This is a genomic window from Prevotella sp. C561, assembly GCF_000224595.1.
GTDB lineage: Bacteria > Bacteroidota > Bacteroidia > Bacteroidales > Bacteroidaceae > Prevotella > Prevotella jejuni.
In genome coordinates this window covers 324,256-347,466 of record NZ_JH114139.1, presented here as the reverse complement: position 1 = coordinate 347,466, position 23,211 = coordinate 324,256, and the positions used below count along the sequence as shown (strand labels likewise).

At 44.3% G+C, this 23,211-nt stretch carries 19 protein-coding genes; 8 read left to right on the top strand and 11 right to left on the bottom strand.

Annotated features, from left to right (window positions below; genetic code table 11):
* The coding region (locus tag HMPREF0666_RS17810; RefSeq protein ID WP_009010438.1) for a helix-turn-helix domain-containing protein at positions 1 to 270 on the bottom strand (270 nt) is incomplete at its 3' end.
* Between the two features lie 252 nt (positions 271 to 522).
* Here HMPREF0666_RS17810 and HMPREF0666_RS01105 point away from each other — a divergent pair.
* The 6 genes from HMPREF0666_RS01105 (at position 523) to HMPREF0666_RS01080 (ending at position 8,176) form a co-directional block, all read left to right on the top strand.
* Positions 523 to 1,614, top strand: coding sequence for an aldose epimerase family protein (locus HMPREF0666_RS01105; protein WP_009010437.1), 1,092 nt, complete (start codon positions 523 to 525; stop codon positions 1,612 to 1,614).
* Between the two features lie 44 nt (positions 1,615 to 1,658).
* A complete protein-coding gene (locus tag HMPREF0666_RS01100; protein ID WP_009010436.1) occupies positions 1,659 to 2,942 on the top strand; it encodes an MFS transporter in 1,284 nt (427 codons plus the stop codon).
* A 91-nt stretch (positions 2,943 to 3,033) separates the two neighbouring features.
* Entirely contained in the window at positions 3,034 to 4,194 is a 1,161-nt protein-coding gene (gene galK, locus HMPREF0666_RS01095) for a galactokinase (protein ID WP_009010435.1), read from the top strand.
* A 226-nt stretch (positions 4,195 to 4,420) separates the two neighbouring features.
* On the top strand, positions 4,421 to 5,089 hold the full coding sequence (locus HMPREF0666_RS01090) for an NUDIX domain-containing protein (RefSeq protein WP_009010434.1): 669 nt from the start codon (positions 4,421 to 4,423) through the stop codon (positions 5,087 to 5,089).
* 561 nt (positions 5,090 to 5,650) lie between these two features.
* Entirely contained in the window at positions 5,651 to 7,666 is a 2,016-nt protein-coding gene (locus HMPREF0666_RS01085; RefSeq protein ID WP_009010433.1) for a transketolase, read from the top strand.
* 63 nt (positions 7,667 to 7,729) lie between these two features.
* Positions 7,730 to 8,176: an RpiB/LacA/LacB family sugar-phosphate isomerase gene (locus HMPREF0666_RS01080; RefSeq protein ID WP_009010432.1), complete on the top strand. Its 447-nt coding sequence runs from the start codon at positions 7,730 to 7,732 to the stop codon at positions 8,174 to 8,176.
* A gap of 966 nt (positions 8,177 to 9,142) precedes the next feature.
* Here HMPREF0666_RS01080 and pyk read toward each other — a convergent pair.
* The 4 genes from pyk to dinB form a co-directional block, all read right to left on the bottom strand.
* Positions 9,143 to 10,606, bottom strand: a complete 1,464-nt coding sequence (gene pyk / locus HMPREF0666_RS01075) for a pyruvate kinase (protein WP_009010431.1) — start codon at positions 10,604 to 10,606, stop codon at positions 9,143 to 9,145.
* Positions 10,607 to 10,626: 20 nt separating this feature from the next.
* Positions 10,627 to 10,971 (bottom strand): hypothetical protein, encoded by a 345-nt coding sequence (locus HMPREF0666_RS17805; RefSeq protein ID WP_009010430.1) that lies wholly within the window; start codon positions 10,969 to 10,971, stop codon positions 10,627 to 10,629.
* A 21-nt stretch (positions 10,972 to 10,992) separates the two neighbouring features.
* Positions 10,993 to 11,736 carry a hypothetical protein gene (locus HMPREF0666_RS01065; protein ID WP_009010429.1) on the bottom strand — a complete coding sequence of 248 codons (744 nt, stop codon included), beginning with the start codon at positions 11,734 to 11,736 and terminating at the stop codon, positions 10,993 to 10,995.
* Between the two features lie 335 nt (positions 11,737 to 12,071).
* Positions 12,072 to 13,172, bottom strand: a complete 1,101-nt coding sequence (gene dinB / locus HMPREF0666_RS01060; protein ID WP_042855822.1) for a DNA polymerase IV — start codon at positions 13,170 to 13,172, stop codon at positions 12,072 to 12,074.
* 149 nt (positions 13,173 to 13,321) lie between these two features.
* On the opposite strand from dinB, the gene HMPREF0666_RS01055 reads away from it, so the two are divergent.
* On the top strand, positions 13,322 to 13,942 hold the full coding sequence (locus HMPREF0666_RS01055) for a sugar transferase (RefSeq protein ID WP_009010427.1): 621 nt from the start codon (positions 13,322 to 13,324) through the stop codon (positions 13,940 to 13,942).
* Positions 13,943 to 13,950: 8 nt separating this feature from the next.
* Positions 13,951 to 16,572 carry an SLBB domain-containing protein gene (locus tag HMPREF0666_RS01050; protein ID WP_009010426.1) on the top strand — a complete coding sequence of 874 codons (2,622 nt, stop codon included), beginning with the start codon at positions 13,951 to 13,953 and terminating at the stop codon, positions 16,570 to 16,572.
* Positions 16,573 to 17,044: 472 nt separating this feature from the next.
* Here HMPREF0666_RS01050 and HMPREF0666_RS01045 read toward each other — a convergent pair whose 3' ends face one another.
* The 6 genes from HMPREF0666_RS01045 to HMPREF0666_RS01020 form a co-directional block, all read right to left on the bottom strand.
* Positions 17,045 to 17,911 (bottom strand): alpha-1,2-fucosyltransferase, encoded by an 867-nt coding sequence (locus HMPREF0666_RS01045; protein ID WP_009010425.1) that lies wholly within the window; start codon positions 17,909 to 17,911, stop codon positions 17,045 to 17,047.
* The gene (locus HMPREF0666_RS01040) at positions 17,908 to 18,687 is read right to left on the bottom strand and encodes a glycosyltransferase (RefSeq protein ID WP_009010424.1); all 780 of its coding nucleotides are present in this window, start codon (positions 18,685 to 18,687) and stop codon (positions 17,908 to 17,910) included. The genes HMPREF0666_RS01045 and HMPREF0666_RS01040 overlap by 4 nt, the downstream gene beginning before the upstream one ends.
* Positions 18,653 to 19,801 carry a ligase gene (locus tag HMPREF0666_RS01035; RefSeq protein ID WP_009010423.1) on the bottom strand — a complete coding sequence of 383 codons (1,149 nt, stop codon included), beginning with the start codon at positions 19,799 to 19,801 and terminating at the stop codon, positions 18,653 to 18,655. The genes HMPREF0666_RS01040 and HMPREF0666_RS01035 overlap by 35 nt, the downstream gene beginning before the upstream one ends.
* Positions 19,801 to 21,114, bottom strand: coding sequence for an oligosaccharide flippase family protein (locus HMPREF0666_RS01030; protein WP_009010422.1), 1,314 nt, complete (start codon positions 21,112 to 21,114; stop codon positions 19,801 to 19,803). Before HMPREF0666_RS01030 ends, HMPREF0666_RS01035 begins: the two co-directional genes overlap by 1 nt.
* Positions 21,115 to 21,117: 3 nt before the next feature.
* Positions 21,118 to 22,170, bottom strand: a complete 1,053-nt coding sequence (locus HMPREF0666_RS01025) for a chain-length determining protein (protein WP_009010421.1) — start codon at positions 22,168 to 22,170, stop codon at positions 21,118 to 21,120.
* A 138-nt stretch (positions 22,171 to 22,308) separates the two neighbouring features.
* Positions 22,309 to 23,130, bottom strand: coding sequence for a glycosyltransferase (locus HMPREF0666_RS01020; protein ID WP_009010420.1), 822 nt, complete (start codon positions 23,128 to 23,130; stop codon positions 22,309 to 22,311).
* Positions 23,131 to 23,211: the final 81 nt, after the last annotated feature.

Here is a 23,211-nt window from a genome sequence, read left to right as displayed (position 1 = left end):
CCATTGCTCAGTAATAAGAAGGCGCTTCGCCTCTTCCATGACATCCTTGTCGACTGAACGATTGCCTGGCTTTCTGCGCCTTGTTTGTACTGCATTTGCTTGGGCAGTTTCCCAATTATAGTGTCTTCGGACTCCGCTATTACGTCTTATTTCACGAGACACTGTACTTGCACTTACATTTATCGCCTTGGCAATATCTTTTTGTTTCGTTCTATTTTGGAGTAGCACAGAAATTGTGTACCTTTGCTCCGAGGTTAATTGTTTGTACATTGCAATGCAAAATTAATTAATCTTTGGGAGACAGAGGTCTCCCTTTCTTATTTTTATGCATTGCTTGTTGATTTTCTTCTCATGGGGGCTTCTCGCCCCCAAACCCCTCGGTGTTTTCAGGTATAGATTATTAAGCTACACCAGCACTTGGGATTGCAGTTCTATGTTGAACTTGCGAGGGTTAAGTTTGCAGTTTTCGTTTATTTTTATTTACTTTGCAAACCTTGATAAGTAACTAAAAACAGAAACATCATGGTAAATACCGAAGAGACACACTATGCGTGTGGACTGAAGAAAGAAGACTTCCAAACGACAATAGACGGTAAGAAGACTGATCTATACGTACTCAGAAATGCCAAGGGTAATGAGGTTGCAGTCACTAATTACGGTGGTGCGATTGTTGCTATTATGGTTCCTGACAGGGACGGTAACATGGCTAATATCATCCAAGGACATGACAATATACAAGAGGTAATCAGCTCGCCAGAGCCTTATCTTTCTACACTCATTGGTCGTTATGGCAACCGTATAGCCAAAGGTCGCTTCCAATTGAACGGGAAAGAGTATAAACTGGCTATCAATAATGGTCCTAACTCACTCCATGGTGGTAAGAAGGGATTTAATGCTAAGGTGTGGGATGCAGTACAGGTTAACGACCACGCTGTCGTATTGAAATACACTTCTTCATACGGTGAGGAAGGTTACACAGGCGAGGTTGAGGTATGGGTAGCCTATTCCTTCTCTGATGATAACGAGCTTATTATCAAGTACTCAGCAAAGACAAACAAGAAGACCATCATCAATCTTACAAGTCATGGCTTCTTCTCATTGGCTGGTATAGCTAATCCAACACCAACAGTTGACGACTTAGAATGTCAGATTAACGCAGATTTCTACCTCCCTATCGACGAGACTTCTATCCCGACAGGTGAGATCTTGAAGGTAGCAGGAACTCCATTCGATTTCCGTGAACCAAAGGCAGTGGGCAAGGACATCGACGCCGACCACGAACAGATTAAGCATGGCGCAGGTTACGACCATTGTTTCGTTCTTAATAAGAAGGAGGAAGGCGAGTTGTCGTTCGCTGCACGCATCAAAGAACCTAAGAGTGGCCGAACGATGGAAGTCTATACAACCGAACCTGGCGTACAGATCTATACACATAACTGGGCCGACGGCTATAAAGGTCAGCATGGTGCAACCTTCCCACGTCGCAGTGCTATCTGCTTTGAGGCACAACATTTCCCAGACAGTCCAAACCATCCTTATTTCCCATCGGTCATCTTAGAGCCATGTAAGGAGTACACACAGAAGACAATCTATAAGTTTGGTGTAGAGAAGTAGAATACTGACAGCGAAATAATTAATAATAAACAGTAATACAAAAGATGGAAAATCAAACTAACAAAAAAGGAACTTTGGTGGCCATTATCACCATGATGTTCCTATTTGCAATGATCGCTTTCGTTACCAACATGGCCGCTCCATTCGGCACAATATGGAAGCAGCACTATGAATGGGCAGGTATGATGGGTAACATGATGAACTTCTTAGCCTACCTCTTCATGGGTATTCCTGCAGGTTTGATGATTTCGAAATACGGATATAAGAAGACTGCTCTTGTTGCTTTAGCACTTGGTTTAGTGGGTATCGGAATACAGTTCTGCTCAAGTGCGATGGACGGAAACGCTATCATCACATACATCGTTTACTTGCTCGGAGCCTTCGTTTGCGGTTTCTGTGTATGTATCTTGAACACCGTTGTAAACCCAATGTTGAACCTTCTTGGCGGTGGTGGTAACCGTGGTAACCAACTTATCCAGACAGGTGGTTCGTTGAACTCACTCGCAGCAACGCTGACTCCAATGTTCGCAGGCTCTCTGATAGGTGAGATAACAAAGGATACATCGCTCAACGCAGTAAGACCTTTGTTGCTGATAGCACTGATTATCTTCGCAGTATCATTCGTTATCGTTTGGTTTACACAATTAACTGAGCCAGAGACAGAGAAGACAGACGTTGTTGGTGGTATCAAAGAGGCTTTACGTTATCGTCAGTTGTTGCTCGGTATCATCGCCATCTTCTTCTATGTAGGTATCGAGGTAGGTATCCCAGGACAGCTCCTCTTCTATCTCAGTGAGCCAGTTGCCAATGGTGGTGTACTCGGTAGTGCTGCCACAGCAGGTCTTATTGCAGGTGTTTATTGGATGTTGATGCTCGTTGGACGCTTCGTTAGTGCCTTCATCAGTGGCAAGGTTTCATCTCGTATGCAGCTGACCGTTACTTCTGCCGTAGCCCTTCTCCTCTTGCTCGTGGCAATCTTTATGCCAGAGGACGTGAAGATGAGCCTTTCAATCCCTAACCTTGCAGAGAGCACATTCGACCATGTAGAGGTGCCAACAAAGGTGTTGTTCATCATTCTTTGCGGTATCTGTACCTCTGTTATGTGGGGTGTAATCTTCAACCTTGCGACAGAAGGTCTTGGTAAGTACACCGCTACAGCCTCTGGTCTCTTCATGACAATGGTCGTAGGTGGTGGCGTCATGCCATTCATTCAGAACCTCATGGCAACTACGATAGGCGATATTCAGAGCTACTGGCTCATCGTTGGCATGTTAGGCTACATGCTCTTCTACGCTTTGATTGGCTCACATCCTTCAAAGAAGGCTTAAACAGACATCTTTTATAATGGCAGGCATGGTGCTTGCCATTATATTGATATATAAACATAAAACCCAAACTATCAATTAAAACATTACTAACATGGACATAGAATTTGTAAGAAGTCGTTTTATCAAGCACTTCGACGGCCAGACTGGAAACATTTATTTCTCACCAGGACGTATTAACCTTATTGGCGAGCATACCGACTATAACGGTGGCTTCGTATTCCCAGGTGCAGTAGACAAGGGCATCATGGCGGAGGTTCGTCCTAACGGTACAAACACTGTTATGTGCTACTCTATCGACCTCAAGGACCGTGTAGAGTTCAAAGTTGACGACCCAGAGGGTCCACGTGCGACATGGGCACGCTTCATCTATGGTATGGTACAGGAGTTCAAAGCACTTGGTGTTGACGTAAAGGGATTCAACATTGCCTTTGCTGGTGACGTGCCTCTCGGTGCTGGTATGAGTTCTTCTGCAGCTATGGAAAGCTGTTTCGGATGCGCATTGAACGACTTGTTTGCTGATAATAAGATATCAAAGTGGGACATCGCACTCGCTGGTCAGGCTACAGAACACAAGTATATCGGTGTGAACTGTGGTATCATGGACCAGTTCGCAAGCGTTTTCGGACAGAAAGGTAAGCTAATGCGCCTCGACTGCCGCAGCCGTGAGTTCGAGTACTTCCCATTCAATCCAGAGGGTTACAAGCTCGTTCTTGTTAACTCAAAGGTAAAGCACGAGCTCGTTGGTAGCCCATACAACGACCGTCGCAGAAGCTGTGAGAATGTTGTTGCAGCAATGGCTAAGCATTTCCCAGACAGGAAGTTCGAGACATTACGTGATGCTAATCGGGACGACTTAGAGGCTGTCAAGGATGTAGTTAGTGCTGAGGACTATAAGCGTGCACACTTTGTTCTCGGTGAGAAGGAGCGTGTCCTCGCTGTTTGCGACGCCCTCGTTGCTGGCGACTATGAGACTGTTGGCCAGAAGATGTACGAGACACATCACGGACTCAGCAAGGAGTATGAGGTAAGCTGTGAAGAACTCGACTTCCTCAACGACGTTGCTAAGGAGAATGGTGTGACTGGCTCGCGCATTATGGGCGGTGGTTTCGGTGGTTGTACCATCAACCTTGTTAAGGACAACGTGTACGATAAGTTCATTGCTGACGTGACTGAGAAGTTCAATGCGAAGTATGGTCACGCACCAGAGGTCTATCCTGTGGTTATCAGCGACGGCTCTCACAAGGTTTGCTAATGACTGGGTGACATCTCACGAGGTGTCACTCCCCACAAATACAATATTAGATGTAGGGCCGAACAAGCCTACTGCTCGGCCCTTATCTAAGAACTAAGGAAAAGAAGAATACCAAGTATTTAACACCAGACATAATCTTAAAATATCACCTTTGCACAACAAAGAGATACTCCAACACAACCAACAAACATCAAAACAATAAACATCTCTAAACAAAACCTAAAATATGAACAAATACTACAAAGGAGAACCTAAACTATTAGTTTCAGTCGATTGCATCGTATTGGGATTTGAAAACAAGAAGTTACAACTACTCGTTGGTAAGCGTGTAGTCGAACCTTACAGCGGAAAACTCTCTCTCTATGGCGGCTTCGTTAGAGAGGATGAGAGCTTGAAAGAGGCTGCTAACAGAGTCTTATACCAATGCACTGGCATCAATAACATCTATATGCGACAGGTGGGAGCCTTCGGTGAGACCGATCGTGACCCTGGTGACCGTGTTATCTCAATCGCTTATTGCGCACTTATCAACGTCTCCGACTACGACCGTAAGCTCTTAGAAGAGAATGACTTGCAGTGGGTTGACATCAACAACCTACCCGACTTGTATGGTGACCATATCGAGATGGTACAGATAGCATTAAGTCAACTACGCAAACTCATCAACAAAGACCCTCTTGGATTTAATCTTCTCCCAGAGCTATTCACCCTCACACAGCTGCAGAACGTACACGAAGCAATCTTAGGAGTTGAGATTGATAAACGTAACTTCCGCAAGCGTATCAAGCAGATAGACTTTATTGAGAAGACAGACCTTATTGATAAGGTGACAAGTAAACGTGGTGCTGCGTTGTATCGTATCAATAAAGAAATTTATGCTGAGGCCTCACTATAACCTATTATAATAGGGGATTGATAGAAGAATCCTACTAAACCAACTTTTATAAAGGGTATATCGAATGTAGAAACATTATGGATCTATATTCTGATGTGCCCTTTTTGTTATCTTACTATCCATCAACCATATACGCCCTAAGGCCTTCTTTTATGCGTCATCGGCTACGAGAAGAATCGTGCGAATGCCCTACCCCATTCAATGATAGGACATTACCGACCCTTTACGACTATTCCTACGACGAAAGAAGACGTTAACAAGCCCTCTATACAGTCCCACCTCAAAGTGAAGGCCAACTATACACATACATAATAAGACCTTAAAACACACAGAAGAAAACAATGATAAGATAGCGTTCAAAGCTAAGCAGAATATTACACAAGCAAAGACAGCAAACCAACAAACCAAGCGCAAGACAACTAAACACCAACGAAACAAAGTAAGACAAATACCTACGTTTAGGCAATTTTCAATATTTTGAGAAAATAGTAAGTTTATTATTTTGATGTATCCATATTTATCTTTATATTTGCATTATAATTTCAAAAATCCAATCTATTTATGAATGACAAGCAATTGATGGACCAAGCCGCGGATAACATCAGACTTCTCGCAGTGTCAATGGTTGAAAAAGCAAAGTCAGGGCACCCTGGTGGCGCTATGGGTGGCGCCGACTTTATCAACGTTCTCTTCTCTGAATTTCTCATCTTTGACCCTGATCAGCCTGAATGGGCAGGCCGTGACCGTTTCTATCTCGACCCAGGTCACATGTCGCCAATGCTCTACGCTGCGCTGACACTACAGAGAAAGTTCACTGTTGACGATATTAAGCAATTCCGCCAATGGGGGTCTGTCACGCCAGGTCATCCTGAGAGAGACATTAAACATGGCATTGAGAACTCTTCAGGACCATTGGGACAAGGCCACGCATACGCTGCTGGTGCAGCAGTAGCCGAGAAGTTCCTCGAAGCAAGGCTTGGTCATACCATGATGCAACACAAGATTTACGCCTTTATCTCTGACGGTGGCGTTCAAGAAGGCATTAGTGCAGAGGTAGGACGATTAGCTGGTAACTTAGGACTCAACAACCTTATTATGTTTTATGACGCTAATAACATTCAGCTTTCTACTGAGTGTGGAGCCGTCATGGACGAAGACACCGGCATGAAATACCGTGCTTGGGGATGGAACGTACTGGAGATTGATGGTAATAACCCAGACGCTATCCGTGAAGCATTAGTAGCTGCTAACAAGGAGGAAGACCGCCCTACGCTCATTATCGGTAGGACTGTTATGGCGAAGGGAGCACTGCAAGCAGACGGCAGTAGCTACGAGAACAGTATTAAGACACATGGTGCACCATTGGGTGGTGACGCCTACATAAATACAGTAAAGAACCTTGGTGGTGACTTAGAGGACCCATTCAAGATATTCCCAGAGGTACAGAAGCTCTATGACGACCGTGCCACAGAACTCAGAAAGATTGTTGCTGAGCGTCATGCAGCCGAAGAGCTATGGGCAAAAGAGAACCCTAAGAAGGCAGAACAGATGCACGAGTGGTTCTCTAATAAGGCTCCAAAGATTGATTGGAGTGGACTTGTACAAAAGCGTGACATCCCTACCCGCAATGGCTCAGCAGCTTGTCTCGGTGTCATTGCAGAGCAGGTTCCTAACATGATCGTATCATCTGCCGACCTAAGCAACTCTGATAAGACTGATGGTTTCCTAAATAAGACACACGCATTCACACGTGATGACTTCAGTGGAGCCTTCTTCCAAGCAGGCGTTAGTGAGTTGGCAATGGCCTGTATGTGTATCGGTATGATGCTACATGGTGGTGTTATCACTGCAATGGGAACGTTCTTTGTCTTCTCCGACTATATGAAACCAGCCATCCGCATGGCTGCCCTCATGCAGACACCAGTTAAGTTTGTATGGAGCCACGACGCTTTCCGTGTTGGTGAAGACGGTCCTACGCATGAGCCAGTGGAGCAGGAAGCACAGATACGCTTGATGGAGAAGCTGCAGAACCATGCTGGCCAAGACTCAGTACGAGTGCTTCGTCCAGCCGACAGTGACGCTGCTACCGTATGTTGGCAGATGGCTATGGAGAACATGGACACGCCAACAGCGCTCATCTTCTCACGTCAGAATGTGAAGAGCCTACCAGAGGGAACAGACTACCAGTTGACTCGCAAGGGTGCATACATCGTCACTGGCTCTGACGAACAGTTTGATGTTATCCTCGTTGCAAGCGGCTCTGAGGTATCAACCTGCGTTGAAGGTGCTGAGTTACTACGCAAAGACGGCATTAAGGTACGTGTTGTGAGTGCTCCATCAGAGGGCCTCTTCCGTCGCCAAAGCAAGGAGTATCAAGAGCAGATCCTGCCAAGAGACGCAAAGATATTTGGTCTTACAGCAGGTCTCCCAGTGACCCTTGAGGGTTTGGTGGGTGCTAATGGCAAGGTATATGGCCTCAACAGCTTCGGTTTCTCAGCTCCTTATAAGGTGTTAGACGAGAAGTTGGGCTTCACAGCCGAGAACGTATATAAGCAAGTAAAAGAGTTTTTAGCATAAACGTTTAACCAGACGTCCCTTCTTCCTCACGGCAGTAAGGGACTCATAAAACCTAAACAGCTTATGGAAATTAAGACAGTAGGAGTTGCCTGCGACCATGCAGGCTATCCATTAAAGCAGTTCGTAATCCAGTATTTGGAGGAACACAAGTATGCATATAAGGATTTTGGCTGTAATAGTGACTTAAGTTGCGACTATCCTGACTTTGCTCACCCACTGGCTGAAGCCATAGAGAGTGGTGAGGTGTATCCAGCTATTGCGATCTGTGGTAGCGGTGAAGGAATGGCCATAACACTTAATAAACACCAAGGCGTACGTGCTGGCTTGGTATGGAACAAGGATGTTGCCGAGTTGACTCGACAGCATAATGATGCGAATGTCATCGTCCTTCCTGGTCGATTTATCGACAATAAGACAGCCGAGAAGATACTCGACGCCTTCTTCAAAGCCAGCTTTGAAGGTGGAAGACACGAACGTCGTGTTAAGAAGATACCTCTTCAACACGATTAGGATTAGCCCATCAAGGGAAGAAAATTTTATATAATTGCATTATGACAAAGGTGTTCAGAAATTCTTCTGGCACCTTTGTTTATTTTAGTCCTTACCTTTCTTTATTAATAGCCAGCTCTGCCTACACTTAAAAGCACCTCCTTCTCATATTGATAGCACAATCCTTCCAAATAGATAACACTCACTTTCCGAATCAATTGCGCCACCTTCTTCACCTAAAAGACCGCCCTTCCCGAATTGATAACACTATCCTTTCGAACCGATAGCACTATCGACTACATCTAAAAGACTGGCCTTCCTGGACCGATAGCACTATCACCTTCATATAAAAGAAAAACCTTTCCGAATAAATAACACGCTCTTACCACGTTGAAAGTACTATCGTTTTCCACTAAAAGACTAACCTTTTCGAATTGAAAAGATTATCTCCACCATCTACAAAGGCTATCCTTCCGAATAGAGAACATTATCCAACCGAATTAAAGACATTATCTTACTGAATAGCAAGGATTGTCTCCTTCAACAAACAAGAACTATCCTCCCAAAACAAAAACACTATTATATCATATTGATAATATCCTCTCCTACAACATAAAAGAATTATCCTCCCGAACTAAGAACATTATCTCTCTGAGTTGAGAAAAACCTTTTCATCAATATGCAAGAACCATCCCCTCGAACTAAGAACATTATCTCCACCCCCTTAATAGTATTGCGTTTTCATTACTGATAGTACTATCTACCCATAATTAACAGTACTATCACCAACCGCTAAGAGCTGATTTTAAAAGAAAGCCAACAACATAACCCCATCAACGAAGGCTTCTTCATTTTATATTCCCCTATCAATCAAGCCTTCACAAAGCCCTTTCCACCAACCGTATCCACCGTTTGTATAATACGAAAAATGGTCGCTCCAAGACAGGAACGACCATGATAAATCCTTTTGTTAAGGCTCAAGAAGCATTAAGCCTCTTCCTCACCCGTATTCACACCCTCTGGGAGATGGAAGCGATACTTGCGTGCGAAGACATCACCCACCTTGTTTATCTCAAGGAAAGTAGTGCCGCCACCATTGCCGAACGTACCAGAGAGGTAGGCTATCTTATCTTCTAACTCGATGTAACCCTTCTGACGAAGCATACGCAAAGCGGCTGTAAACATCTCTTCATTAGACTTATGGCGATGCTGATAGACAGCAATAACACCATAGCTAAGGTTCAACCAGCGCTGTACCTTGTCCTTATAGCAGATAGCCAACACAGGGTGTGGACCACGGAAGGCAGCAAGATTGCGAGCCGTCTGACCCGTCTCGCTGTCGGTGATGATACCCTTAACACCCAACTGCTCGGTAGCCTCGATAGCACTTCGTGACAAGAACTCACGCTGATCATTCTGATTAATCATCGGCACACTGATGTGTCCACGCTTATGAGCGTCCTGCTCTGCCGCTTCCGCAATACGAGCCATCGTCTGAACAGCCTCAACAGGATACTTACCGCTTGCTGTTTCACCGCTTAACATCAATGCATCGGTGTGACTATAGATAGCGTTTGCAATATCAGTAACCTCAGCACGTGTCGGACGAGGGTTATTAATCATCGTATGAAGCATCTGAGTAGCCACAATAACAGGCTTCTTCTTCAAGATACACTTGTCAATGATACTACGCTGAATACCAGGAATCTGCTCGATAGGAACCTCGATACCCAAGTCACCACGTGCAATCATGATACCGTAAGAAGCATCGATAATCTCGTCGATATTGTCTACACCCTCTTGATTCTCAATCTTTGAGATAATCTTAATATCAGAGTTATGCTCGTCAAGTATCTTCTGCACTTCAAGAACATCAGCCGCTGAGCGAACGAAAGAATGGGCTATAAAGTCGATATCCTCCTCTATTGCCAACAAGATATTACTCTTGTCTTTCTCCGTAAGGGCAGGGAGTTCGATATGTTCACCCGGTACGTTCACACTCTTACGAGAGCCGAGATCGCCCTCATTCTGCACCTGTGCAATCAGCATTGGGCCATCACTCTCAACAACAAGCATGTCTAATGCACCGTCATCAAACAAGACGTGGTCGCCAACCTTCACATCACGAGCGAAGTCAGGATAAGAGACATTAATGATGTCCTTGGTTGTGTCCATCTCAGGACGGCCAATGATCTTAACCATATCGCCTACTTTATAATGAATAGGCTCGTCCAATGCGGTCGTTCTCACCTCTGGTCCCTTGGTATCAATGAGCAAGGCTAAGTGCTGCGACACAGCCCTTGTGTTACGAATAATCTGTCTGATACCCTCTTGACTGGCATGAGCAGTATTCATACGTACAACGTTCATACCTGAGAAGAACAGCTTTCTTAGGAAGTCAACATCACAGTGACGGTCGCTAATAGAACATACTATCTTTGTCTGTTTCATAAATTTGAGTGTGTAAAAGTTTAATTTGACATCGCTGAGAATATTATATATAAGAGTGATGACATGAGAATAACGAATAACAAGAAGCTAACAAAGATGATTGTTACCTTCTTTCCCAGACCACCCTTCGATGGTTTTCGCTCCATCGTAGGTCTGGCTTGTACGTTCATGTTATCCCGCTCCACTTGTACGTGGCTCACTGTGGCCGTCGTCTCAGCCCGACTGCCATCTGGGGCACCCATCTGTGGGGTGGCCACCGTCATACTCTCACCACAATAGGGGCAATTACATCTTAGCGTGTTGCCACCCTCCGACTGAATAACAAAGGGACGATGACAATGTTTGCAAGCTATCTGAAATTGCATTCTAACCTCCTTTCGTCTTTATTATCTTATGTCGTCAATGAGGATATGACCATCTTGCGATAGCACCTTCACCTGACGATACTCCGTTTCTCCATCTTGTGACAGTCTTACCTTATACCAGTTGTCATCTATAGGAACCACTGTCAGATTGCGCAAAAGCTGTGAGAGGTCGGGCTCGGTAGCAGTGTTTCCGAAGGCTCCCCACCACATCGTCGACTCATCAACATCCGCATCATAACCATCAGGCACGCCGAAGACGATTCGACGACAGTAGTCGGTAAGGTAACGACTATAGAAGTTTGCGTCCGCATCATCAACCAGAACGGCCTTCTGATAGAACGATGTTAGGAAACTACATATCCCCTTCCGCTTCTCATTCTGCTTTTGTACGGCTTCCTCCTGAGCCTCCATCTGTGCACGCACCTGCATCAACGAGTCTGAATGGGCCTTCCTTTGCGCCTGCAACTCCATCTGGGCTGCCTCCTTCTCGTTCTGCCAGTAGATAAAACCAAAGACGGCCAAACCACCTAAGATAAGGACAATCAGAATCGTAAGAAGTATTTTTAGCGTTGAATTTTGGTTCCCACTGTCATGCTGATCATTGATAGGTTGCTGTGCAACAGGGGCCACAGGGCTCACCTGTGAAGGCAAGTTGACAAACAACGACTGCCCACAATAAGGACAAGTACACTGTAAACTCTCGCCACCATCAGCCGTAATTGTAAATGTGCGATTGCATTTATTACACGTTACATTATATTGCATACGCTATGACTTCTTAATAATAATGATTGAAGAGAACAAAGGACAAAATATATCCTTGGCGTTATACACCAGATTATCAAGTGCAAATTTAATACTTTTCTTTGATATTTGGAAATGTTTTAAGCATTATTCTAAGGGCAAGTTAACGAACTTTCGATTAGCATCTAACTTAGTATTCCATGACAGAAGACCGACCGTCTTAATTTCTTTTCATGAAGAAAAATATTTCTTTTCACGACAATAAATATTTTTTTCATGATAATAATTCTTTTTTTCATGATGATAATTCGGCAAGGATAGTTCTGCCTTGTTCCCCAATGACTTTCAGCAGTCTGTTATCTCTTGTGTTTATCGTCGCTGAAAGGCAGGAAACCCTCCACCCACTGTGGCCGGTTTTGTCCCTCTTTATCGTTAGTTTCAGGCGAAGAGACCGAGAGTCCCATCAGACGGATGGGTCGGTCATGATACTCCGTGTCCTTCAGTAGTCGTTTGGCAAGCGGGAGAATGTCGTCTTTCGTCCGTAGCACCTTCTCTTGTGTAAGGCTTCGTGTTATCTGAGTCGTTGCATCCCACTTCAGTTTCAAGGTGAGTGTCCTCCCCCTAAAATCCTTTCGTTCAATGCGTTCAACCAGTTCCAAGACGATATGATAGAGTTCGATGATAATCTTCGTGTCTATGTGTAAATCCTCAAGGAACGTGCGCTCGCAGCCTACCGACTTACGTTCGTAGGCAACAACGACTGGTCGATTGTCAATACCCCGTGAGAAGTCGTAATAAACACGCCCCATCTTACCAAACACCTGTACGAGATGTTCGCACGAGATGCGCCGCAGCTGTGCACCCGTGAACACCCCCATCTCATGCATCCTGTTAGCAGTCTTCGGTCCGACACCCCATAGCTTCTCCACAGGTAAGCTCCCAATGAAATCGAGCGCACGGTCGGGATGCACCGTAAAGATACCGTTCGGCTTGCGCATATCAGACGCTATCTTCGCCAACAGCTTGTTGAAACTAATCCCAGCAGAGGCCGTCAACGACGTACGCTCAAGTATCTTCTGCTTAATCTCCTTAGCGATATCAACCGCCAGTTCAATTCCCTTTTTGTTGTCGGTCACATCCAAGAACGCTTCATCAAGTGATATCGGCTCTACTAAGTCTGTGTATTCATGGAAGACAGCGTGGATCTGTTGTGAAACCTCCTTATACTTCTCGAAATGGGTAGGGACGACAATGAGCTGTGGGCACCTCCGCTTCGCCTGAGCCATAGACATAGCCGAGTGTACACCGTATGGGCGTGCCTCATAACTGGCCGTAGACACCACGCCACGTGGTCCGTCGAAGCCAACCGCAATAGGCCTGCCTCGCAATTCCGGATTGTCCCTCTGCTCCACAGAAGCAAAGAAAGCATCCATGTCAATATGGATTATTTTACGCATATTCAGCTCGTTTTCCCTTACAAAGTTACGACGACAAAGGGAAAGATAAGCATTTCTAAGTGAAAAATAAATAAAATACTGTACCTTTGCAACAAAATTACAAAAATAGAGTTATTATAACAATAAAGGACTAAAAGTAGGAAGAAACAATGAAAGAGAAAGGGAGTCTTGATGCCATGGGGAAGCTTCAACACAGTATGAAGCGGGCCTTTGACATTATTGGTGCACTCATCGGACTGGCCCTCTGTTCGCCCTTATTTCTCGTCATCAGTATTCTGATTACTTATCAAAGCAACGGACCAATCTTCTTCCGACAGATACGCATTGGATATAAAGGTCGTCCGTTTGCTATCTTTAAGTTCCGAACTATGAGCAGCATCGTGGAGGAAGAGGGTCCACAACTGGTTGCTAAATGCGACAGTTCGAACTCTACTCGATTGGAACAGTTCCTACGTGGCCATCACTTAGACGAACTGCCTCAGCTATGGAATGTGCTCAGAGGCGACATGTCATTCGTGGGACCGCGTCCTGAACGTAAGTATTTTATCGACAAAATACTAAGACATACCGACCGCTATCAGCTCATCTATGAGATGAAACCAGGTTTAACGTCGGAGGCAACACTCTATAATGGCTATACAGACACGATGGAGAAGATGCTCAAACGTATGGAGATGGACATCCATTACTTAGAACATCGGACGCTATGGCTCGACTTTACAATCATCGTTAAAACGGTCGTCAACATCCTTACAGGTAAAAAATTCTAAACAAGACAATGAAGAAATATATTCTATTTGTATTACTCGCATTATGCTCCCTCAATGGGTTTGCACAGTCGTCAATGACCGATACGCAGGTTATGGACTTTGTGCAGAAAGAGCATAAGAAAGGTACTCCACAGTCGCAGATTGTCACCAAGCTCATGCAGAGTGGTGTTGACATCTCGCAGATACGCCGTGTCAGGAACTTATACGAGAAGATGCAGAAAGGAAATGCTGCTTTCGGGGCAACAAAGGAAGGGACAACAGCCGACCGCAGTCGTACCAACAACGGACAAACAACGCCTGGAAAGAGTAAGCGACAGATAGCTGATGCAACGCTCAACGACTATGACGCTAACGAACAGGAGGTGGGTCGATATTCTGAAGGACGCATCTCTCCTAACCGCTCATGGACAAACACTTACGATGAGAACGATGGTGAGTATCTGAAGATGCAAGCCGAGATGAACGACTGGATGCCGCAAGACACCGCAGCAATGTATGAGAACCTTCTGAAACAACTCAGTAGGAACCGCAAGAAGGTGTGGGGGCGTGACATCTTCAACAATAAGAGTCTGTCCTTCGAACCTAATATGAACATGGCACTGCCACGTAACTATCGCATAGGACCGGGTGATGCTGTGTTTATCGACGTGTATGGTGCTTCGCAGAAATCCTACCAGACGACCGTTGCCCCAGATGGTTACGTCACCTTGGAAGGCTTCGGACCTATTCAGGTAAGCGGATTGACGGTCGCTCAAGCTAATAATCGCATCCGTGAAAAGATAGGTAAACGATACAGCAGTTCGAACATCCGCCTCTCTGTTGGGCAGACCCATACTATCATGGTCAACGTGGTTGGTGAGGTGAAGACCCCTGGTACCTATACACTGTCAGCCTTTGCCACTGTCTTCAACGCCCTTTATATGGCAGGAGGTATCGGAGACTTGGGTACACTACGTAATATTAAGGTGTATAGAGGAGGAACGCTGATTAGCACAGTCGACGTCTACGATTTCCTTCGTCGGGGCCACTTAAGCGGTAACGTACGCCTGGCAGACAATGACGTCATCGTCGTTGGCCCTTACGAGATGCTCGCTCAGGTGAGTGGAAAGGTCAAACGACCAATGTTCTATGAGATGAAACGAGGCGAGAGCTTGGGTACCTTGATTAGTTATGCAGGTGGTTTCGCTGGCGATGCCTACACCCGTTCAGTCCGGGTACGCAGGAAGACGGGTCGTCAATACTCTATCTTTAATGTCAACGAGTTTGATATGCGTAGCTTCCGAGTGGCCGATGAAGACTCTATCAGCGTTGACTCCGTCATTCCAAGGTATGAAAACATGGTCGAAATCAAGGGTGCTGTGTTCCGTCCGGGTATGTACGAGGTTGGAGGACGCATCAATAGCGTGCGTGGACTGATTGAGGCTGCAGACGGACTGACCGAGGTAGCCTTTGCGCCACACGCCGTCTTACACCGTAGAAAGGCCGACCGTACACTCGAGGTTATCTCTGTCGACGTGGATGGTATCCTCACTGGACGTGTTGCTGACATACCGTTACAAAACGAGGATGTACTGTTTATTCCTACTCGCACCGATGCACAAGAGCAGCGAACGATAACTATTCATGGCGAGGTGCTCTATCCGGGTATCTATCAATATGCTGATAATGAGTCGTTAGAAGACTTTATCTTGCAGGCAGGTGGCCTTAAACAGACTGCTTCCACAGTTAAGGTGGATGTGTCACGACGTATCACCAATCCGCAAGCCCTTACACCAGACTCTATCATCGCACGCACTTACTCCTTCTCATTGCGCGATGGCTTCGTCATTGATGGTGCTCCGGGCTTTGTACTCGAACCCTACGATGAGGTCTATGTACGCAAGAGTCCGGGTACGACCGACCAACAGAATGTGAGCATAGAAGGTGAGGTGGTGTTCGCAGGAAACTACACGCTGACCTCAAGAAAGATGCGCCTTAGCGACATCTATAAGGCTGCAGGCGGTGCAACAGAGCTTGGCTATATCAAAGGAGCACGCTTAGAGCGACGCCCTACCCCATCCGAACGCCTACGAATGGAGAGTGCTTATAAGATGCAATTAGACCAACAACGCAAGAACATGATGGACTTAGCCATCAGAACAAAGGATGCTGGTGTGCTTCAAGCGATACAAGATAACAACAAGAAGTTAGAGGAGAAATTCCAAGTACCTGATGTATATCCTGTTGGTATAGAGTTAGATAAAGCGATTGCAGAGCCAGGAAGCGATGCAGATATCGTCCTTCGTGAGGGCGACCGCATTGTTATTCCACAATACAATGGTACGGTTAAGATCAATGGTGCCGTTATGTTCCCTAACTCTGTCGGTTATGTTGAGGGTAAGAGCGTTGCTTACTATATCGATCAAGCCGGTGGTTTTGCCAGCGATGCCAAGAAGAGTAACACCTATATCCTATATATGAATGGTATGTTAGCAAAGGTTGGCCACAATGCCAAGGTACGTCCTGGCTGCGAGATCATTGTTCCTACAAAGATACAAAGCCGCATGAGCCTTGCTGAAACCCTCAGTGTCGGCTCGAGTGCAGCCAGCATTGCAGCCGTCATAGCTACGATTGCGAACTTGATAAAGTAAGAGGAGAAAGGGTATGGCAGCTATTTTGCTGTCACAATAGGCACTGATAGAGAAACGGTAGACCAGTATAATACATACTGATCTACCGTTTTTCATTAATCTGACAATAATACGCTAAAGAGATAGGTTGGCAAGAGGACAAATCCTCTCAAGTCCCCTATCCTACACAGACAAAGGGCTTGAAGATTATTGTCAACCAATTTCTGTCAGCGTTATAAAGATAAGTAGTACGATGCATCATACCTTATTAACACCGAGTAAAGGCTTCACGCTATTGATATTCATCATTCACATGACTTGTCCGGAGGCTCCGGACAACATGTCCGAAGCGTTCGGACAACTTGTCCGAGGCCTCCGGACAATAAAAGAAAAGGGTAGTTTGGTTTGCTGTTAATAGTAGACACTATGACATACAAGCAATGAGTAGCCTGTAGAAAGCAAACCTATCAAAAAATATTGATGCTTTTGTAGATTATAACTTGACCCAAGAAGCTGGTAAGGGAAACTGGCAGTCGTCCATATTCAACCACCGCTTAGGAGCAATGACAACCTTTTCGCTATTCTGATTGAGCCATGCGCCCCACCATGAGAAAGAAGAGTTTGCAATGATGTTATGCGCACAACACGACATCAACTGCATATCTCGGTAGCTCTCAACACCTGTGTTCCATGTCACATAGACTACAGGAGCCTTCAGATACGGCTGAAGATGCGTCTGACACCATGCTATATCATTACTAAAGATACAAAACACGGAGGGCGTAACATACGTACTTATCTTATCAATCGCAGCCCGATAATAGTCGAGATCGCAGATTCCTTGATAAAGTTGATTACCTATATAATCGCCTCGCCTCACGTGTATTGCAACGCTGTTCTTATCTAATTTCCTTAACAAAGATAGGTTCTCTGTGCGCTTAAATGCTGGGAAAGTAAAGGCTTTCAATACCTTCTCCCGACACGCTACAAAGTATCTTTCATCCTGCCAATAGCCATCGAAGTATCTGTTTCCTTCTCTTGTCAACACCGACTCATCATAGCGAAAGGTGGAACTCTCCAAGCACATTGTCTTACGACGAGGTAGAAGACGTTTGCCAATACGCCATAAAAGATAGTTGGGGTAGTAATAGGCAATGCGCATGATAGCTGCTGCAGACGCCTTCTGTGCGGTCAATGAGAAGATACGCTCCAGTTCAAAACCATTATGTAGGTGATAGCCTTTGAAGCAAGAAAGGTCGAGCGCCACCCGCTCCTTTGGGAATGACTCTTGCAGGGAGAGGTATAGAGCATACTGAAACATCTGATTGCCTAAGCCACCTAATATCTTTACTATCTTCATTTGCGGATTATTTTCTTTATTATACATTTCAGATTAGAGTGCATAACGACCTTATTGACCCACAAGCAGCATCTTAACAGGAGGCGATACTTATACTTTGAACTAAGAACAGAGATATCTTCTACCTCGGTTTGCTTGATATCTATCCGGTTAGTTATCTTATCGTCATGATCATTAAAAGAGTCAACATGAAGACTATCTACGAACGTTCTGCGCCTTCCCTTTAGTAGACGATAATACCAATCAACATCAACAAGCCAGCGGAGTCGGCTATCAAAGTAGGTTAGATGCTCTCGTCTAAAAGAGACACAAGAGCAAGGACCAATGACATTACAAAGGAAAAGGAGCGAAGGAAAGCCCGTGAAGAGCCTCATCACAGCTTCTGAGAATACATTAGGCTTGAGTTCTCCACCATTGAAGACCTTTACACGAGTCACAACTACGTCGTATCCCATTTGAAAATGCTCATTTAATGAAGTCAGATAATCTTCTTCTTCGAAAGCCTCATCGTGATGTAACACAATAACAAACCTACCGCTTGCTAACTGTAAGCCACTATTCCAATTATTAACAGCGCCTGCTGAGGGCACATGATGCCGATAAACGATAGATGAATCATTGACCATTGACACGTAATCCGATATAGATGAATCTTCGGAATCATCTACTACTATAATCTCATAGTCCTTGAAGTCCTGCTTACATACAGAACTATACGCACTCTTGAAAAGGTCGAGATTATTATACGTCGGTATTATTATCGTGAATGTCTTCATTCAGTTCTCTTTTACAAGCGGTCTCATTAATCAGATACCAACTCAATAACAATAACGCAAAGGTATAGGTGTTATCGAAACTTCCACCCCAGAAAAGGTCCAAGGTTAGACCGATAAACAATCCTAACTCTACTGAATAACGTCGGTATGCCTTATATCTTAATAATGTCTTGACAATACTTACGAGGAAAAATAACAATACTATGACACCAAAGCTATAGCCAATAGTTAGGATACATGACTCGGTCACGCCATTAGCTATCAGATGAGAAGGTGTACTAAAGTCTTGGTTTTCATCCAAATGGATATTGAAGAAGCCATGTCCTATCCATGGGTCTTTGCCTATCTCCTTTATGAAATGGAACCAAATAAACGCCCGATAGAAGTTACTTAGATTAGAGAACATCGTGACAAGTGTTGCCATAAACACAACGATAATACTTGACACATACATCCCGATCATCATTATCTTACTTCTATACAAACGTAGGTAATACATCGTTGCAACAACCGCTCCGATGATAAGATAGCGATAAGAACCAGATAAGATAAGGTTGCCTACCATCGACGCAAGTCCTATGTAGAAGACAAGCTTATTCACCTTCTTCTGATTAAGCATATAACAAGCACTCACGAAGGTGACACTTCCCGAATATAAAGCATTTCCCTTAAAACCTGGGAAACGTGCAAGTGCCTCGCCAGGGCGCACTGGTGGCAGTTCAGTCCATGGTACATTCATTCCAACAAGGAACATGAGATTAGTGCCAAAGTCAAGGATAAAGATGATAAAGACGAAGATGCGTAACGCTTCCAAGCACGATTTCTTATCTTTAACACCCATAAGAAGGATGCAAAGGAAATAGAACTGTCCCCAATAAGCTATATTCCAAGACTTCAGACCATTGCATAATGCGAAATAGATCCCGACTCCCAAGGATAGACAAATAAACAGAAAGAAGATTGGAGTATACCTTAGATTTCTTAAGAAGGTGGTGGGCGAGAGTATCATTAACAACGAAAGGGCAAATAACCCCATAGGAACAATACCCGTACCCAGTATCTGTGTAAGGAAAAGAAAGAGTGCAAACAACGTATAACGTACCTTCTCTGACATCACTTTACCTCCTTCCTAACAACAAAGAATGTGTAAACTAAGAACATGAAGAAGGACACGATATAGGAAACTAATACTGCCATAGACAGCCCATTAGCCCCACTACCTCTCTGACAAAGGATGTAGGTGCATCCTATCATCAATATTGCCCACACGACATTGATACCAAAACATTGCCACATCTTGCCTAAGCTATATACAGCCATCTCAAGAACGTTAGCTAAAGCAGAGAAGATTGTTGAGATAGCCAGTATCTGTAAGGGGGCTGAATTGTTATAGGTCGTACCATACAGACGCATGATAAAACCACCGAATAGCATTACGCCTATTGCCAATAACAATGCCGTAACTCCTACTATCAGCATATTATATTTCAAAGTAGACACAAAGGAGGTCTTTTCCTTATGTAGACTGGACAGGATAGGAAGAACTATTTGACTGAAGGCGGTGGGGATGAACAAGATAATAACCTTCCATTGGTCGGCTGCTTCAAACACTGCAAGCTCTCGGAAGCCATCTGTCCTGACAAGTATAGAACGTATCAACCAGAAGGAAGGAGCAATAAGCAGAGAAGAGAGTGCCGCTGGCAGACTGTAAGTGTACAAGATAGAGAAATCCTTCAGACGGAGGTTCTTTATGCTTAACTTCTTTATATGAATAGCAGAAAAGTTCTTATTAATGGAGAGATGGTTCATAACAAAAATCAAGATGAAACCCATCCCGAAACCAAGTACAGCTCCATTTACCCCAAAATAATAAGCACCAAGGATGGTCAAGAGCGACTCTAAGATACTACCCAACAGTGTGTTAATAGCAATAGCCTTAAAGTTCTCAAAGCCCATCAAGGCTCCGTTCTGTACACCATTGATAATAGAAAAGAACAACAACACCGCTCCTACTCTTACAGGTAGCACAATACTTGCATGGTGAAGGATATTATTAGCAATGAACGGTGCACCTAACAGTATCAAGATTGCCGTGATGATAGCCATTAAAAGGCCAAAGCAGTTTGTTGCAGCATAGACAGCTGGAATCTTATCAGCCTGATTCTCCCTATATTCTGCTATATACTTCGTCGATGTAACACCTAAGCCTGCAGAGCCAAGGACGATGAACATATTAATAGTGGAGCGTACCATAGAGAACTCTCCGTATGCTTCTTTCTGCAAGATATGGGCACAGATGATACCAACGACTAAGGTAAGGAACTTCGCTAAAGCCGTTCCTGTAAACGACCATACCAGTCCCTTCCCCATTCTTCGTGATATAGAAGATGAGTTGATACGCGTTATTATATCCTTAACTGTTATCATCAACTATTCGCCCTTTGCTCCACCAAACAACAATAAGAAGTTACATACAACGAACGTAACCATCATACTGAGGAAAACAACAATGAAGACAAAGGCCATTCGCTTAGGTCCTGCAGGCTTGACAGGCACTGATGCGCTCTGAACAATGGTAAAGGAAGGGGTATGCTCCTGTAACTTTGCCTGTGCATTCTGTAGTTGTGTGCTCAGCGCACTATATGCATTAAACTTCAACTGCATATCATTCTCTAAGTCATCACGCTGTGACTGAAGCTCTTGCAAGATAACATCTTGATTGGCATCAGAGAAGGAAGCATACTTCTGACGGGCGGCTTCATATTTCTTCTTTGCCTCTGCTACCAACTTTGTATAGTACTTCACGTCATTCTTCATCTTGTTTGTTTTATAGTTGGTGATGAAGTCCTGCAGTTTAGCTCGTACCGAATCAGCTATCGTAGCACTAATCAATGGGTCTTGATCTTCCACAGAAATCGTTATCAGACCAGTCTTGATATCAATGTCACATGCAATGTTTCCCTTTATCTTTGAGAATATTTCGTCTTGCTTCTTATTGAGCATAAAGGGGTTAACAGGCTCTGTTGCAGTGGCAAGACTATCGCTATCACCAAACTTCTTCGCTATCCATCCGATTGCCTTACCGTATGGTGAGTCTTTCTGATGACTGTAAAGATAATCATAGTAACTTGCCTTCACCGACCCATCTTTTGTCTCTACAGGAATCTGTAGCAGACTCTTTATAAACTCATTCGATTTCATCAAGTCTGGATAAAGACTGGGTTGCAAGGCATTACCAGATGCTACATCACCAAGATCTACGCCAAAGGAAGAGGCAATAGAGCTTAGTTTCCCCCCGTTCTCAGTATTATCCATCTCTGGAGCGAGTGATATGTCACACTTATAATAGCGTGGGACAGGTAGAATCACTAAGATAGAACCTATCAAAGAAACGACAAACACGATTACATAACGTAGCCAATCATGCTTGAGCTTCTTGAGAAAGGAACTGACTGCAACACTCTCCTTCTTATTGTCTTCCATTGAATCTATAATTTATTCTGTATTTATCTTTAACCATTAACTGTAACATCTAAATAGTAACGCATTGTTAGCTGTTTTATTGTGCTAACTCTTTGTGGATGTCATTGACGCCCTCCTTGTTTACTCAATAAGGCTATCTTATGTCTTTCTTATCAGATTATATAGGCGCTGACGGATAGGTAAAGGCATTATGCGGGTGGTAAATCGAATAACAACACTTTGGCAGAATATATGAAAGGGGATGTACCCCATCTTCAGCATTCTTACCAATATGCGTACTTCATCACAAGCATAAGACCAGCCACCTCGCTTTGCCACGGTCGCTTCTGAGTATCGGAACCACAACAAAGACTGCTGAATATTATGAAACTTACAGCCGTTCTTTAACATTCGCAACCAAAGGAAATAATCTTCAGGGAAATACTCTGTGAGATAGCCTCCTACTGCCTGCACTGCAGCCTTCCTATACATCACTGTCGGATGATTAACAGGACATCTATAACGAGCATACTTCTTTATATCTTCATACTGTTCAGGCACTTTCCTTATCGACCTGACTTGCGTCTTGTCATTGGTAAACTCATCTACCCAAGAGCCTATCACGTCATAGTCTTCATGTGCCTTTAGCCACTTATACTCTGTTTCAAATCTATTAGACTTGCATATATCATCCGCATCCATACGGGCTACAATATCGTATTTACATAACTGTAACCCATCATTTAAGGTCTTTCCTAACCCACGATTCACGGGATACGCCACCACTCTTAACGCCGGATATTTTGACTGATATGACTTTATAACCTCATACAACGCCTCTGTCAAGGGTCCATCCTCTAATAGAACAACCTCACCAGCCTCCACAGTCTGCGTAAAGATACTCTCTAAACTCTCACGAAGGAAAGCAGGATTATCTTTCTTATAAACGGCCATTAAAACTGATATGTCAATACGTTCCATCACATTGATATCTAAGGTGTATTTTACAAAAAATACTTAAAAGAACCATTCACCGCCTAAGCCTTATGACGACTCCATTAG